The sequence below is a fragment of the Dyadobacter sp. SRI_021 genome (assembly GCF_057586235.1).
In genome coordinates this window covers 86,807-103,179 of record NZ_JBYCZM010000003.1, presented here as the reverse complement: position 1 = coordinate 103,179, position 16,373 = coordinate 86,807, and the positions used below count along the sequence as shown (strand labels likewise).

The 16,373-nt window shown below is 48.4% G+C and carries 15 protein-coding genes; 8 read left to right on the top strand and 7 right to left on the bottom strand.

Translation table 11 applies throughout. The features are described from left to right. Nucleotides 1–32: 32 nt before the first annotated feature. The 7 genes from rplW to rpsL form a co-directional block, all read right to left on the bottom strand. On the bottom strand, nucleotides 33–320 hold the full coding sequence (gene rplW, locus AC2YIT_RS09705) for a 50S ribosomal protein L23 (RefSeq protein WP_487279068.1): 288 nt from the start codon (nucleotides 318–320) through the stop codon (nucleotides 33–35). Between the two features lie 2 nt (nucleotides 321–322). Further along, on the bottom strand, nucleotides 323–952 hold the full coding sequence (rplD, locus tag AC2YIT_RS09700; protein ID WP_106594289.1) for a 50S ribosomal protein L4: 630 nt from the start codon (nucleotides 950–952) through the stop codon (nucleotides 323–325). 5 nt (nucleotides 953–957) lie between these two features. After that, nucleotides 958–1,578, bottom strand: coding sequence for a 50S ribosomal protein L3 (gene rplC, locus AC2YIT_RS09695; protein ID WP_015813788.1), 621 nt, complete (start codon nucleotides 1,576–1,578; stop codon nucleotides 958–960). A gap of 282 nt (nucleotides 1,579–1,860) precedes the next feature. Further along, nucleotides 1,861–2,166, bottom strand: coding sequence for a 30S ribosomal protein S10 (gene rpsJ, locus AC2YIT_RS09690; RefSeq protein ID WP_015813787.1), 306 nt, complete (start codon nucleotides 2,164–2,166; stop codon nucleotides 1,861–1,863). Nucleotides 2,167–2,301: 135 nt separating this feature from the next. Next, complete coding sequence (gene fusA / locus AC2YIT_RS09685) at nucleotides 2,302–4,422, bottom strand: elongation factor G (RefSeq protein WP_430844294.1); 2,121 nt, start codon at nucleotides 4,420–4,422, stop codon at nucleotides 2,302–2,304. A gap of 228 nt (nucleotides 4,423–4,650) precedes the next feature. Continuing rightward, on the bottom strand, nucleotides 4,651–5,118 hold the full coding sequence (gene rpsG / locus AC2YIT_RS09680; protein ID WP_430844292.1) for a 30S ribosomal protein S7: 468 nt from the start codon (nucleotides 5,116–5,118) through the stop codon (nucleotides 4,651–4,653). 120 nt (nucleotides 5,119–5,238) lie between these two features. Further along, nucleotides 5,239–5,652: a 30S ribosomal protein S12 gene (rpsL, locus tag AC2YIT_RS09675; RefSeq protein WP_026350530.1), complete on the bottom strand. Its 414-nt coding sequence runs from the start codon at nucleotides 5,650–5,652 to the stop codon at nucleotides 5,239–5,241. Between the two features lie 397 nt (nucleotides 5,653–6,049). Here rpsL and AC2YIT_RS09670 point away from each other — a divergent pair, with 397 nt between their 5' ends. From AC2YIT_RS09670 to AC2YIT_RS09635, 8 genes are all read left to right on the top strand, one after another. Continuing rightward, nucleotides 6,050–8,071 (top strand): CHU_0125 family OmpA-like outer membrane integrity protein, encoded by a 2,022-nt coding sequence (locus AC2YIT_RS09670; RefSeq protein ID WP_487279067.1) that lies wholly within the window; start codon nucleotides 6,050–6,052, stop codon nucleotides 8,069–8,071. A gap of 109 nt (nucleotides 8,072–8,180) precedes the next feature. Next, complete coding sequence (locus tag AC2YIT_RS09665; protein ID WP_487279066.1) at nucleotides 8,181–9,371, top strand: deoxyribodipyrimidine photo-lyase; 1,191 nt, start codon at nucleotides 8,181–8,183, stop codon at nucleotides 9,369–9,371. A gap of 147 nt (nucleotides 9,372–9,518) precedes the next feature. Next, on the top strand, nucleotides 9,519–10,100 hold the full coding sequence (locus AC2YIT_RS09660; RefSeq protein WP_090152000.1) for a LemA family protein: 582 nt from the start codon (nucleotides 9,519–9,521) through the stop codon (nucleotides 10,098–10,100). Between the two features lie 69 nt (nucleotides 10,101–10,169). After that, nucleotides 10,170–10,613, top strand: a complete 444-nt coding sequence (locus tag AC2YIT_RS09655) for a TPM domain-containing protein (protein WP_487279065.1) — start codon at nucleotides 10,170–10,172, stop codon at nucleotides 10,611–10,613. A 3-nt stretch (nucleotides 10,614–10,616) separates the two neighbouring features. Then, nucleotides 10,617–11,399 (top strand): TPM domain-containing protein, encoded by a 783-nt coding sequence (locus tag AC2YIT_RS09650; protein WP_487279064.1) that lies wholly within the window; start codon nucleotides 10,617–10,619, stop codon nucleotides 11,397–11,399. Nucleotides 11,400–11,545: 146 nt separating this feature from the next. After that, nucleotides 11,546–12,454 (top strand): hypothetical protein, encoded by a 909-nt coding sequence (locus tag AC2YIT_RS09645; RefSeq protein WP_487279063.1) that lies wholly within the window; start codon nucleotides 11,546–11,548, stop codon nucleotides 12,452–12,454. Between the two features lie 157 nt (nucleotides 12,455–12,611). Beyond that, on the top strand, nucleotides 12,612–14,105 hold the full coding sequence (locus tag AC2YIT_RS09640) for a peptide MFS transporter (RefSeq protein ID WP_430844280.1): 1,494 nt from the start codon (nucleotides 12,612–12,614) through the stop codon (nucleotides 14,103–14,105). 37 nt (nucleotides 14,106–14,142) lie between these two features. Then, nucleotides 14,143–16,182, top strand: coding sequence for a M13 family metallopeptidase (locus tag AC2YIT_RS09635; RefSeq protein WP_430844278.1), 2,040 nt, complete (start codon nucleotides 14,143–14,145; stop codon nucleotides 16,180–16,182). Nucleotides 16,183–16,373: the final 191 nt, after the last annotated feature.

Here is a 16,373-nt window from a genome sequence, read left to right as displayed (position 1 = left end):
ATTAACTCGTCTAATGATTTGAAATCGTTCAACTAGGCTTCACCGTAAATATCGATGGCTTCGCCTTCGGCTACCGTAATGATCGCCTTTTTGATAGTTGACGTTTTTCCAGTGACAAACTTACCTCCCGATGTGCGGGATTTGCTTTTACCAATGCTGCGCATGGTGTGAACGCATTCTACGGTAACCCCGAACAGTTTCTCAACAGCTTTTTTGATCTCTACCTTGTTTGCAGTAAGGGAGACCTCGAAAGCGTATTTACCTTGACCACCCTGAGCCGTTACCTTTTCAGTAATAATCGGACGTTTCAGTACACTCATTGTTATTTGTTCAATTGGGTTTCCAAAATAGAAATCGCAGATTCACTTATCAGAAGACGGTCTGCATTCATCAGGTCATATGTATTTACCGAATCAACAGTAGTAACTTTCGCTTTTGGAATGTTACGGCTTGACAGGTATACATTGTTATCGATCTCAGGAAGGATCAATAATGTTTTGGTGTTCACCAATGAAAGGGAATTCAAAACATTCAGATAAGACTTTGTTTTAGGCGCATCGAAAGTGAAGGCTTCCAAAACAGAGATAGCAGAAGAAGCAGCTTTAACCGAAAGCGCAGATTTGCGCGCCAAAGCTTTAACTTTCTTGTTCAGTTTGAAACCGTAAGTACGAGGACGTGGACCGAAAATACGGCCACCACCTACGAACACTGGTGATTTCATGCTACCTGCACGAGCACCGCCGGTTCCCTTCTGGCGTTTCAGTTTGCGTGTTGAGAGACTAACCTCTGCACGCTCCTTAGATTTGTGCGTTCCCTGACGCTGGTTGGCCAGGTACAGCTTTACGTCGAGATAGATCGCGTGCGTGTTAGGTTCTATGCCGAATACTTCCTCGGACACGTTTACCTTCTTGCCGGTATCTTCTCCTTTTATATTTAATACGGACAGTTCCATTGGTACTACTTCTCAATGATTAGAAATGAATTCTTTGAACCAGGTACCGAGCCACTCACAACGAGAATGTTCTGCTCAGGTATCACTTTCAGAATACGCAAATTCTGAATCTTTACACGATTGTTACCCATGCGTCCACCCATACGGATACCTTTGAATACGCGTGATGGGAATGAACAAGCACCAATCGAACCTGGGTGACGGGCCCTGTTGTGCTGACCGTGCGTCTGGCCACCTACCCCGCCGAATCCGTGACGTTTTACAACACCCTGGAAACCACGACCTTTGGCAGATCCTACAACGTCAACAAACTCGCCTTCTTCAAAGATGTCCTGTACGGACAATGAAGTTCCAAGTTCATGTTCCACTTCGAATTCCTTGAACTCAACCAATTTTTGCTTGGGAGTCGTGTTGGCTTTCTTGAAGTGGCCAATCAGAGGCTGGGAGGTGTTCTTTTCTTTCTTCTCACCAAAACCTAACTGGATAGCCTTATAGCCATCCTTTTCTTCGGACCTAACTTGTGTTACAACACAAGGACCAGCTTGGATCACAGTACATGCCAGAGCCTGCCCGTCAGCATTGTACAAACTAGTCATTCCGATTTTTTTACCAATTAAACCAGACATGTTTGAAATTTAAATTTAGCAGGTAAAACCCCTTAATCTTTAAAACGGACTGCAAAGGTAGAAAAAACGATTTTCATATCCTAACAGCCTAAAAATATTTCTCGCTGATAATCAGCAAAAAAGGTCAGATGAACGAACATCTGACCTCATTTTTCAAGAAGCTGACTGATCCGTGGCATAACCCTGTGCCTGTCAGGCTTTTCTGAGCTCAGATGTGGTTTCCAGAGGAACCCGGACCTTCATCCAATTTATGTAGTTGCTTAACTGAATAAGCCGGTATTACTAAACTTTGATCTCTACGTCAACGCCACTTGGCAATTCGAGCTTCATCAGGGCGTCTACCGTTTTTGCACTTGTTGAGAAGATATCCACCAAACGCTTGTAAGTACAAAGCTGGAATTGCTCTCTTGATTTCTTGTTAACGTGCGGCGAACGAAGAACAGTGAATTTCTCTGTCTTTGTAGGCAAAGGAATAGGACCGCTTACTACCGCGCCTGTTGCCTTTACTGCCTTAACGATTTTCTCAGCTGACTTGTCAACCAAGTTGTGGTCGAATGACCGAAGTTTGATACGGATCTTTTGATTCATTGTATTTGTTTGTTTCCGGTTCAGAAAATCTCGCCGGTGACCCCGGCAATTACACCTGCGAAAGAACCATTTACTTCACAGGCTATATCATAGAAAATGCGTTGCAGAATCGCTCCTGCAACGCACTACATCATATTAAGCTTTAACCAGGCCTTTCGCTTTCTCGATCACACCATCGGCGATGTTCTGAGGTACGATCTCGTAGTGAGAGAATGTCAGGGAAGCAGTAGCGCGACCAGATGACATCGTACGAAGGTCAGTTACATAACCGAACAGTTCTGACAGAGGTACGTCAGCTTTGATAACCTGTGCACCGTTACGAGTGTCCATACCGCGCATGATACCACGACGACGGTTCAAGTCACCTGTGATTGGACCGGTGTACTCGTCCGGGGTCAGAACTTCAACAGCCATGATAGGCTCCATCAGTTTAGAACCGGCGTGACGTGCCGCTTCTTTGAAACCGATTTTAGCAGCCAATTCGAATGACAGTGAGTCGGAGTCAACATCGTGGAATGAACCATGGAACAAACGCACTTTCATTGAATCCAATGGGTAGCCTGCCAATGCACCGTTGATCATCGCAGCTTCGAAACCTTTCTGTACCGGAGCGATGAATTCGCGAGGAATAGCACCACCTACGATCTCGTTTACGAATTGCAGACCTGGCTTAACTTCCTGGCCTGGCTCGTGGTCATCACGTGGTCCGATTTCAAATACGATATCGGCGAATTTACCACGACCACCCGTTTGTTTCTTATAAACCTCGCGGTGTTCGTAGTTCTTGGTAAGGATCTCTTTGTAAGCAACCTGAGGAGCACCCTGGTTTACCTCTACTTTAAACTCACGACGCATACGGTCGATGATGATTTCAAGGTGAAGCTCACCCATACCCTTGATGATCGTCTGACCAGTCTCTTCGTTTGATTCAACCTGGAGTGTCGGATCTTCTTCGATCAGTTTGGTAATTGCTTTCGAGAAGTTGTCGCTGTCAGCAGCTTTCTTAGGCTCGATCGCATAACCGATAACCGGCTCTGGGAACACCATTGATTCGAGTACGATCGGCGCTTTTTCCTCAGAAAGGGTATCTCCCGTTTTGATGTCTTTAAAACCTACTACCGCACCAATATCACCCGCCTCAAGCTTATCGATCTGATTTTGCTTGTTAGCGTGCATTTGGAAAATACGTGAGATACGCTCTTTGTTCCCCGAACGGTTGTTCAATACATAAGAACCTGATTCAAGTACGCCCGAATAAGAACGGATGAAGCAAAGGCGACCTACATAAGGGTCAGTAGCGATCTTGAATGCAAGCGCGCAGAAAGGATCTGATTCAGAAGGCTTACGGCTTACTTCGTTTCCAGTGCGTGGATCTGTACCGACGATATTTTCGCGGTCAAGTGGTGAAGGCAGGATAGCCATCACGTAATCCAGCATAGTTTGAACACCTTTGTTTTTGAAAGAAGAACCGCAAACCATTGGCACGATCTTCATGCTGATGGTCGCAGCGCGCAATGCGGCAAGGATTTCGTCTTCCGAGATCGAGTTAGGATCTTCGAAATATTTCTCCATTAAAGTATCGTCGAACTCAGCAACCGCTTCGAGCAATTTCTCTCTCCATTCAGTAGCTTCTTCCAGCATATCATCAGGAATAGGCACCTCGGTGAAAGTCATACCTTTATCAGCTTCGTTCCATTCGATACCACGGAAGTTAACGAGGTCAACCACACCACGGAATGAATCCTCAGCACCGATAGGCAATTGAAGAGGTACCGCGTAGCTGCCCAGCATTTCTTTCACCTGGTTACAAACTTTCAGGAAGTCAGCACCTGAACGGTCCATTTTGTTTACAAAACCGATACGTGCTACGTTATAGTTATTAGCAAGGCGCCAGTTTGTTTCAGACTGTGGCTCAACACCATCTACTGCACTGAAAAGGAACACCAGGCCATCCAATACGCGGAGTGAACGGTTTACCTCTACGGTAAAGTCAACGTGTCCCGGAGTATCGATGATGTTGATGTGGTATTTTTCGCCGCGGTAGTTCCAGTTAACTGTCGTAGCAGCGGATGTAATAGTGATACCACGCTCCTGCTCCTGCTCCATCCAGTCCATCGTAGCAGCACCATCGTGCACCTCTCCGATTTTGTGGCTAACCCCTGCGTAGTAAAGGATACGCTCCGTTGTCGTTGTTTTACCGGCATCGATGTGCGCAGCAATACCTATGTTTCTTGTTAATCTTAAATCACGTGCCATGACAGATGGTGATGTGTTTTTTTATATTCAAAGTGCAATTCAATGCGAAGCTGTTCGAACTTTCCTCTTAGCGTAAAGTGCTGGTTTTGAAAATTCAGAGCGCAAAAGTATAAATTGTTGATTATAAAAACAATTAAGGAAAAGTTATTTTTCTCAAAACCACTAAAATAAAAATCGGGAACCCGGATAAACCGGGCTCCCGACCATCATTTATGCCTGCGCTCCTGATTAGAAACGGAAGTGCGAGAACGCCTTGTTGGCATCTGCCATACGGTGCGTATCGTCTTTCTTCTTCACAGCAGCACCTTCACCTTTCGCAGCAGCGATGATTTCGCCAGCCAAACGATCGACCATAGTTTTCTCACCACGCTTACGTGCGTAGTTGATCAACCATTTCATGCCCAGTGACTGCTTACGCTCAGGACGAACTTCGGTAGGAACCTGGAAAGTAGCACCACCTACACGACGGCTCTTTACTTCCACAGAAGGAGTAACATTATTCAATGCTTTTCTCCAAGTTTCCAGACCGTTTTCGCTGGTTTTTTTCTCAACCAGCTCCAATGCGTCGTAGAAAATGGTGAATGCGATACTCTTCTTTCCTTCGTACATCAGGTTGTTAACGAATTTAGTAACCTGTACGTCCCGGAACTTCGGGTCAGGAAGGATATATCTCTTTTTAGGTTTCGACTTTCTCATTTTGTCTTAATGTTTTTAACGAGGTTTCGTTTTGCAACTTATTCACCCTGAGGTAATGGTCAGGATTACTTCCCTTTTATAAGAATTGAATTACTTAATAAAAGCAGAGAGAGTTACTTTTTATTTTTTCTTACCTTTCACTGGTGCTGCCGGAGCTTGTCCTGGTTTCGGGCGCTTAGCACCGTATTTAGAACGACGTTGTTTACGGCCGTTAACACCTGCGGTATCCAATGCACCACGGATGATGTGGTAACGAACACCTGGCAAATCCTTCACACGACCACCGCGGATCAATACGATCGAGTGCTCTTGCAGGTTGTGGCCTTCACCTGGGATGTAGGCGTTCACCTCCTTGTTGTTCGACAGACGAACACGGGCTACTTTACGAAGCGCCGAGTTTGGCTTCTTAGGCGTAGTTGTGTACACCCGAGTGCACACGCCCCGACGCTGAGGGCATGAATCCAAAGCCGGAGACTTGGATTTCCATGTAATGGTCTCTCTACCTTTACGGACTAATTGTGAAATAGTAGGCATTTAACAATTTGATTTTGATCCGGTTAACAAACCGGTCGTTTGTTATATAAACACTTTTCCCGAAAAATCGGACTGCAAAAGTAATAAACCATCCTTGATTTACAAACCGTTAACAACTTTTTTTCATGCACTTCCTACCATTCGGTGTCAGGGGTTGTCAGGTGATGGTCAGGAAATAGTCAGGTTGTTATCAGGAAATGGCCAGTATGTAACCGCTGGAATTTGAAAGAAAGGTGGGTTCCGGCAGAGAAATGCAGCAAAAAATCACGAAAAGCTCATTTTTCGAATAAAATTCTTCCTATCTGGTATCCCGAATTTTATTTCCAATCGTTGTTTATTAGTATTGTTTTTCAGAAACCCAGTGCGCGTCGAATCGTTTGATTTTATACTTCACATTATGAAACTTTTCCGGAGTTACTTTACTCTCATAGTTTGTTTTGCCACGTGTTTATATTTGTCCGGCTGCAACTCGGCGATGCAGGCATACAAAGACGGCCAAAAGAAATTTGCGAACGGAGAATACGACCTGGCCATCAAGGGTTTCCAGAAAGCCGCCGAAGCCAACATTGAACCGGTACAGACAAGCTATCTAATCGCCGAATCCTACCGCCTTTCCAACCGCTTCAAGGAGGCCGTTCCCTACTACAAAAAAGCGCTCGACGGAGGCATTACCAATCCCGATGCCCGCTTTCAGTATGCTTATGCATTGAAAACAACGGGGGACTATGCCGACGCTTCCGCCCAATTCTCTGAATTCGCCAAAGGCGAGAACGTGCCGCAAAACTTGCAGGAACGCGCATTGCGCGAGGTGGAAATCCTGAAAATTGCCGATCGGTTGAAAACCACTAAAATGGAAGTCGAGCTGAAATCGCTCCCCCTCAATACGGCAAGTTCCGAGTTTTCGCCTACGGTAGTCGGCAATGAGCTGATTTTCTCTTCTTCCAAAAAAGAAAAAATCTATAAGAACAACGGCCAGCCGATGCTGGGCCTCTATAAAATCAATATCGCGTCTGACCCGGGCAATACACAGGGGAATCCGGTGGTGTTTAGCCAGGAAATTTTCTCCCCTGATGCCAATGAAGGCTCACCCGCATTCTCTCCTGACGGCAAAACACTGGTTTTTGCGAGAGGTAACACCGGCAAAAAGAACGGAGGTGTGGATGTGGACCTTTACATGAGCCGCAATATCAATGGCCAATGGACGCCCCCTGCAATCCTGCCTATCAACGACTCCCTGGCGTGGGACGGATCGCCGGCATTCTCCCGCGATGGAAAAACGCTTTACTTCGCATCTAACCGCGCAGGTGGTGTGGGTGGCATCGACATTTACCGCACCAATATGGATGCCTCTGGCCGGTTCAGCCGCCCGGTAAACATGGGACGTGACATTAATACCCCCGGTGACGACATGTTCCCCTATGTAGCCGAGGGGGGGAAACTCTATTTTGCATCGGACGGACACCCTGGTCTCGGTAAGCTCGATTTGTTTTCTGCAACGAGAACACAAGGTGTAATCACAATTGAAAACATGGGCCTGCCATTCAATAGCCCGCAAGATGATTTCGGACTGGTGTTTTATCAAAACCTTACCAAAGGCTTTTTCGCGTCCAACCGCGATGGCGGCAAGGGTGACGACGACATTTACTACTTTGCCGGACCGGAAGAAGAGGACACGACCAAAATCGCGAAACACACCGATCCGAACGACCCGCTTAATCCGAACAACCCGAACTACATCAACGGCAAGCGGAAAGTGGTGCGTTACTTCCTCGGCGGTACCGTCCTCGCGAATGGCGAAACCCCTACCCCGATCGATTCGGCGATAGTACATATTCTTCCGGACACTTCGGATACGCAAATCGCCGAATTCCCGACTGCAAAAGACGGCAAGTTCGGCCGGCAGCCGGTGGAAGAAGGCAAATCCTATCAGTTATTGGTTCAACGCAAAGGCTATATCAGCAAACGCGAGCCATTCTCAATGTCGGGCCGCAACATTCCGCCGATATTCCTGACTAAAGAACTGACAGACACGACATTCAACGTTACCATCAAACTCGACAAGCTGGAACTGAACAAAACCTTCGTTCTGGAAAACATCTATTACGATTTGAACAAATACAATATTCGCCCGGATGCCGCCGTGGAGCTGGATAAATTGGTTCAAATACTGAAAGACAACCCGACGATGACCATCGAGCTCAGCTCACACACGGATGCGCGCGCAACAGACGCTTATAACATGACCCTCTCGCAAAACCGCGCCGAGTCGGCTGTGGCTTACCTGGCTTCCAAAGGCATTGAACCCGATAGAATGGAAGCCAAAGGTTATGGAGAAAGGGAGCTCATTATTCCGAATGCAAAGACCGAAGAAGAGCATCAGCGCAACCGCCGTACGGAATTCACAATCCTGAGTTATTGATTTAGCCGACCATAAGAGGGCCCGCTGTGAACCGAACTATTCGCAGCGGGCTTTTTCGTATAATTGCATTTCTTAATATTTCCCAAAGAATACTTATCAGTTTATATTAATGGCCCGACGCATAATCTATTGGTTCCGGAATGATTTGAGGTTAAAGGATAACCAGGCACTTTCCGCAGCCGTTGGCTCAGCCGATGAAATCATCCCGGTATATGTTTTTGATCCCCGCCAATTTGAAAAAACAAAGCTCGGCTTCCGCAGAACCGGCGCATTGCGGGCGCGCTTCCTGATCGAATCCGTGGCCGAGCTCCGCGAAAATATACGGCAAAAAGGCGGCGACTTGCTCATACGCACGGGTAAGCCGGAGGAGATTGTGGCCAAGCTCGCTGAAGACTACAATGCCGACTATGTTTACACCAGCAAGGAAATCGCCCCGCAAGAAACCCGCATTGAATCTTCATTGAGCAAAAACCTCAAAACGGCGAACGTCGATATCAAACTGTTCTGGATGGACACGATGATCAGTGCATTTGACCTCCCGTTCCGGATATCGAAGCTACCGTCCGGCTTTCCGGAATTTGAAAGGCTGTTGAGTAACGACCTTAAAATAAAGGATCAGTTCCCAACGCCGACGGTAATCACATTACCCGCCGATTTCGAAGCCGGAGCCATTCCCGGGTTGCCGGAACTAGGCATTGACCCGAATGAAATCCCATCGGAAACCTCGGGCGTATCACAAGGCGGCGAAACCCGTGCATTGGCTGTTTTGAAGGAATATGTGGAGCAATATGTCAAAAAAGACATTGCCTACCCTTCGGCAGAACCGCTTACCGACACCCAGCTTTCTGACTGGCTCTCGCTGGGCTGCATTTCGGCATCTTATATTTATCGAAGTGTAAAGACTGCCCAGTCACATGCCGTAACGGAAGACGCTATCATTACTAACCTGCTGAGAAGGGAGTTCCTGCATTGGACATTGCTCCGTTTCGGCCCGCGGATGTTCAAGCCGAGCGGTGTGAAACATCATTTCAACCGCCGCTGGAAGAATGATAATGTCATATTCGAGAAATGGGTAAACGCGCAGACCGAGAGCGAGGCAATAAATGGTATTATCCAAAAGCTGGCTGCTACCGGCTTCATTACAGCAGCACAACGTGAATCCGCGGCTAAATACCTCGTCGACGACCTCGACATCAACTGGACCTGGGGTGCCATGTATTTTGAAAGCCTGTTGCTGGACTATGAGGCGTCTGTCAACTGGGGCCGCTGGAACAATATTGCCGGCGTCGGTGAAGATTAATTTACCGGGTTTTGACTTCAAAACCCGCCATCCCACGCTAGCAGGCCCATATTGCCTCAGGGGACCGGTTATGTAGTTTTTCTTAAAGATTTTGCTAGCTTTGGTCAACTTTGAACCACATTCAATAACTCTAAACTGAATATTAAAATGTCAAAAGGACTCATTGCAGTTATCGTCGTAGTTCTGATTCTCGGATTCGTTGGCTGCGGTAAATATAATGGCCTCGTACAGAAAGATGAGGTCGTAAAAGAGGCTTGGGCCGGAGTGGAAAGCCAGTACCAGCGCCGCGCAGACCTTATTCCCAACCTGGTTAACACCGTGAAAGGTGCGGCCGATTTCGAAAAAAGCACATTGACGGCCGTGATCGAGGCGCGTAGCAAAGCCACGCAAACCACGATCAATGCAGACCAGCTTACCCCTGAAAACATCGCCAAATTTCAGGCGGCCCAAGATCAGTTGAGCGGTTCGCTGTCACGCCTGCTTGTATCGGTGGAACAATACCCTCAGTTGAAAGCCAACCAGAACTTCCTCGAACTGCAAGCCCAGCTCGAAGGCACTGAGAACCGCATTACCGTGGAACGCGGCAAGTTCAATACGGTCGTGAAAGACTATAACCAGGAAGTGCGCACCTTCCCGACCAACCTCTTCGCCGGGGTGTTCGGCTTCTCCCAGAAAGGCTACTTCACAGCCGCTCCGGGCTCCGAAAAAGCGCCTACCGTACAATTCTGAGTTTCAGCGCCGGGCCATTCCAAAAAGCCCGGCGCAGTGTTTTTTCTCCATCCGTATCAATCCGGCCCCATGGCAACCGAACCCGTATTTTTCACCAACGAAGAGCAGCAATACATTGTTGAGGCAATTCAGGAAGCAGAAAAACAGACTTCCGGGGAAGTGAAAGTGCATATCGAAAAGAAATGTCCCACGCCCGACGTCATGGAGCGTGCCAAGGAGGTATTCCTTTTCCTGCACCTGCACGAAACCGCAGAGCGGAATGGGGTATTGTTCTACCTCGCATACGAAGACCGGAAATTCGCGGTACTCGGCGACAAGGGGATCGACGAAAAGGTCACTGCCGACTTTTGGGACAGTACCAAAGACCTCCTCCGCAAACATTTTAAAGCCGGGGAGTTTAAGGAAGGGCTTCGCCACGGCATTCTGGAAGCCGGTTTGCAATTGAAAAAACACTTCCCCTACCAGTCCGGCGACATCAATGAACTTCCGGATGATATTTCGTTCGGCCAATAGACTATGAAGCAATTCGTCATTTACCTACTGCTTGTCATCGCGGCATTTGCCGGCGTGCAGGCGCAGGATATTCCCCCCAAGCCCGATCCTCCAAGGCTCGTCAACGACCTTGCCAACCAGCTTAACCCCAACGAACGGCAGATGCTGGAACAGAAACTTGTGGCCTATAATGATTCCACATCCTCTCAGATCGTGATTGTGACTGTGCCGACATTAGGTGACTACCCTATCGCCGACTATGCATTCAAGCTCGGTACCGAATGGGGCGTCGGCCAGAAAGGCAAGAATAACGGTATTGTGCTGCTTTGGGCACCGAAAGAGCGAAAAGTATTTATTGCAACAGGCTATGGCCTCGAGGGCGCGATACCAGACGCTATTGCCAAGCGCATCGTCTCCCAGGTAATTACCCCGCAGTTCAAAGCGGGACAATTTTACCAGGGCCTTAATGATGGCGTCGATATGATCTTCAAATACGCTTCGGGCGAGTACAAGGCAGATCCGAAGCAGGACAACGGCGAAGGTGACGGCTTCCCTCCCCTGCTGATTGTCGTGATCATATTCATCATTATCCTCATCATCATATTCCGCAACCGGGGCGGTGGCGGCGGTAACCGTGGCTATCGCGATATAGGGGTTCCGCCTATATTCTTCCCCTACACCACGCATTCAGGTCGTGGTAGCTCATCGGGCAACTGGGGCGGCGGATTTGGTGGAGGAGATGGCGGCGGGTTCGGCGGATTTGGTGGCGGCAGCTTCGGAGGCGGCGGCGCAGGTGGTGATTATTAGTATTCAAAAAATCCATAATAGGAAAGCGGGTAGAAGCATTGGTCTTCTGCCCGCTTTTCTATTATGATCACAGCACGACGTATATTAGTGGCATACTTTTTTGTACCTATTCCATAAACTATATCACCAAAACCTAAACGTAGATTATGGAAAGAAAAAGCAATACCGGTCTGGTAGTCGGATTGATCCTGATGACCATCCTGGCAGCAGTGTTCGGATACCTTTATTACAAGGAACACAACATTACCCAAAAGCAGGAAACTGACCTTACAGCCCGGGTTCAGGAACTTGCGGCCTCCGAAATTAAGCTGGATTCGATCTCTAAACAGCTCGATGCCCGCATTCTGGAAGTACAGAATCTGGGCGGCGATATCGCTGAACTGCAAAAAGTCAAAGCCTCCCTTGAAAGTGACCGTGCGGCATTACGTAAGGGCAATGCAAGCATGGGCCGAAAAATCAAGGAATATGAGGAATTTCTCACCAAAAAGGACACTGAGATTGCTCAGCTCCGCGAGGAGAATCAACAGCTGATTAGCCAGAACGAAGGCCTCACCAAGGAACGCAACGAATTACAGACAAGCCGCCAGGCAGTACGCGACTCATTAAGCGGCGTTCAGGCCAAAAACACCGAGCTAGAATCGAAAGTGACCATGGCTGCGGCCTTGCGCGCACGTAACGTGAAGGTGTATGCGGTGTCGTCCAAGGGCAAAGTGCGCGAGGGCGAAAATGTAAAGTCAAAAAGAGTCGATAAAGTACGCGTGGATTTCATTCTCGAAAAGAACCCGCTCACCGCAACGGACAATAAAACCATCTATCTCCGTATCATCGACCCAAGCGGCGCTACCATTTCGGACACCAAAACCGGCTCCGGCGTTTTCCAATATAACGGCCAGGAACAAGCCTACACGATCAGCAAGGACATTGTGTATTCCAACAATAATCAGGACGTAAGTATCATGTACGACCGCGATGCCCCATTCACATCGGGCAAGTACACCATCGAACTCTATTCTGAGGGATTTTCAATCGGCGAAGGGTCGTTCTCCGTTAAGTAAGCCGGTCGTAAAACGTTTATTCACAGCGGTAGCAGTCGTCACAAACTGCTACCGCTTTTATTTTTATGATTGATTGATATTTACCCATAATTCCTATCTTGCACGATAAAAACGTCTGTTTACAACCCCAAAAACCAAATAAAACACTTCTCTTTCTATGTCTTCACAGATTTCCCAAAAACACCCCAAAGGGCTGTATGTCTTGTTCTTTGCCGAAATGTGGGAACGTTTCAGCTATTATGGCATGCGGGCCATTCTTCTGCTTTTTCTCCTCGATAATATCAAAGGCGGAATGGGAATGAGTGCAGCCGAAGGAACGGCTATTTACGGACTGTATACTGCTTCCGTTTATTTGCTTACACTGCCCGGTGGCTGGTTAGCCGACAACATTCTGGGTCAGAAAAAGGCTATATGGTATGGAGGCATCGTCATTATGCTGGGGCACATTATCCTGGCATTGCCCGCCGGACCGGCCATATTCTTTCTCGGATTAAGCACGGTAGCGATTGGTACCGGGCTTCTGAAACCGAATATCAGCTCCATTGTCGGCGAGCTTTATCCCGAAGGCGGGGCACGTCGCGACGCGGCATTCTCTATCTTTTATATGGGAATTAACCTGGGTTCCTTCCTCGGTATCGCTATCGTGGGCTATCTGGGCGAAAAAGTCAACTGGCATATGGGTTTTGGCGCAGCTGCAATAGGCATGTTGCTCGGGCTGATCGTGTTCCGGTATGGAAGCGCTACATACCTGAAAGGGCTGGGTGAAGTACCATCGGCGAAGGAAGCCAGCGAAGAAGCCGTTGAACCTGCATCAAGCAGCAACAAAATGCTGGGTTACGGCCTGATCGCATTGCTGGTCGTGTTCCTGATCGTGCTGCAATCGACAGGTACTATTAATATGACCACCGCGCAGGGCCTCGCGCAAGGCGCCGGTATCATTATCGTTTCCATTTCTGCTGCCTACTTCCTCTTTATCCTCGTAGCGGGCGGGCTTACGCGCGTGGAGAAATACCGGGTCGGGGTGTTGATCATACTCTTCCTGGCCATCGCATTGTTCTGGGCAGGCTACGAGCAGGCGGGCACCTCATTACAAATCTTCGCGGAACGCCACACGCAGCGAATGATTGGCGGGTGGGAAGTGCCTTCGAGCTGGTTTCAGAACTTCCAGCCTACTTTCGTACTGATCTTCGCACCTGTGCTGGCGAGCCTTTGGATATCGCTTTCTTCCAAAAACCGTAACCCTTCCATTCCTGTCAAATTCGCAATGGGTTTGATATTGCTCGGTCTGAGCTTCTTTGTAATGGTAGCCGCTTCGAACATCGCAGTGAAAGGGGAGCTGGCTTCGCCGTTTTTCCTCACATTTACCTACTTCCTGCACACGATCGGCGAGCTTTGCGTGAGTCCCGTCGGGTTAAGCTCCTACACTAAACTGGCGCCAAAGCGTTATGTGAGCCAATTAATGGGTATCTGGTTCGTTGGCGCATCGCTGGGTAACCTGATCGCCGGGCTCTTCGCGGGCGGTTTCGATGAATCGAATGTGTTGCAAATGCCGGCATTGTTCAACCAGGTGGCCATCATTACCACCATTTTTGGTTTGATCCTGCTCGTATTCTGGAAGCCGATCAAAGGCTGGATGGGTGGGATTCACTAAGTCTTTTTATATACTTCAAAAACAAATACATCAAAAAATGAAATCAGCCGCATTCCGTGCTGCCGCTCTGGCCCTTTTGGTGAGCCTGGCAGGATGTAAAAAAGAAAAGGAAGAAACCGACACCACCAAAGTACCCGGCTTCGATGTGAGCTCGCTCGACTCGACAGCCAAAGCCTGCGACGACTTTGATTCCTATGCCAATGGCGGCTGGAAAAAGAAAAACCCGATCCCGGGTACCGAAAGCCGCTGGGGCGCCTTCGGCATACTGGATAAGGAGAACAAGGAGGTGCGCCTGAAAGGTATCATCGAAGAGATAACGAAAGTTCAGAACCGCAAGAAAGGTACCGAAGAACAGCAGATCGCCGATTACTATCAATCGTTCCTCGACACGGCAACGGTAGAGAAACGTGCATTAGAGCCTCTGAAACCTTATCTCGACAAAATCAATGCGGTGGCTTCCCTTAAAGACCTCGCAGCGGTAGCAGGCGAAATGCAGAAGGTGGGTGTGGAAACCGTTACCGGCTTCGGTGTGGAAGGTGATTTAAGAAATAGCAAAGTTAACATCCTTTACCAGGGACAGGACGGTCTGAGTCTCGGCGAGCGCAGTTACTACGACCGCACCGATTCCAGCACCGTGAAAGTGCGCGGCGAGTTTGTAAAGCACGTCGACAAGATGTTCTCCATGGCAGGCTTTCCCGAAGCCAACCCGGGCCAGACAATCCTTGACTTCGAAACCAAAGTAGCTAAGCTGCAACTGACCAATGTGGAGTTGCGTGACCCGGTGAAGACTTATAACAAAATGGCCTTCGCCGATTTCGAAAAGCTGATCCCGGATTTCGACCAGAAAACGTTTGCAGATAAGCAGGACATCAAGACGGACACTTTGATTGTCCAGAACAAACCTTATTTGCAAAACCTGAACAAGCTGTTGAAGGCGACGCCGATTGCGACGCTGAAACTGTATTCCAAATGGCAGTTGCTCTCGACTTTCGCAGGTTATTTACCCAAAAAGTTCGATCAGGAGGATTTCCGCTTCTTCGCCACTGTCATGCGGGGTACCAAGCAGCAGAAAGGCCGCGTAGAACGTGCGATCCGCTCCACCGATGGTTTGCTGGGTATGCCGCTCGGTAAGCTGTTCGTGAAAAAATACTTCCCGGAAGAAGATAAGAAGAAGGTGTCCGAAATGATCGAGAACGTGCGCACTGTCTACGGCGAACGGATCGACAAGCTGACGTGGATGAGCGATTCCACCAAGGCCAAAGCCCATAAAAAACTCAAAGCATTTACCTACAAAATCGGCTATCCTGATAAATGGAAGGATTATTCGTCCATCGAAATCGCGCCGGACAAGCTATTTGAAAATGTGATTTCAGCATCGCTGTTCGCGCACAAGGAGAATGTGGACAAAATCGGCAAGGAGGTGGACAAGAAAGAATGGCTCATGACCCCGCAGACGGTGAACGCCTACTACAACCCGTTGAACAACGAGGTGGTGTTCCCGGCCGGTATCCTGCAACCACCATTCTATAACCGCAATGCCGATGATGCGATTAACTACGGCGGTATCATTGCCGTGATCGGCCATGAGTTTACCCACGGTTTCGACGATCAGGGTTCGCAGTTCGACGACGAAGGCAATCTCAAAAACTGGTGGACTGCCGCCGACCGCGCCAATTTCGACAAACTGACCAAACGCTACATCGACTATTTTAGCGGCATCGAAGCATTACCCGGTTTTAAGATTAACGGCGCACTGACCATCGGCGAGAACGTAGCCGACCTGGGCGGACTCACATTGGCTTATTATGCTTTGGAAAAATCTTTCAACGGGAAAGAGCCGGCTCCCATCGACGGCTTTACCTGGCAACAGCGTTTCTTCCTCGGCTGGGCCCAAGTATGGCACATGAACACCACCGACGAAGCGTTGCGCAACCAGGTACAAACCGACCCGCATTCACCGGCCCGCGACCGTATCAACGGTCCGCTGCCACATTTGAAGGAATTCCAGGCAGCATGGAGCTGCGGCGCCGGAAGCAAGATGGTACTGCCTGATTCGTCGCGGATTGTGATCTGGTAAGGGAGTTTATGAGTTCAAAGTTTATGAGTTCAAAGTTTATGAGTTCAAAGTTTATGAGTTCAAAGTTTATGACTTCAGAGTTTATGAGTTCAGAGTTGAAAGTTCAAAACTTTAAATTTTAACTCTGAACTTTAAACTCTAAACTTTAAACCCTCAACTTTAAACTCTAAACTCATAGACTCAAAATTCCA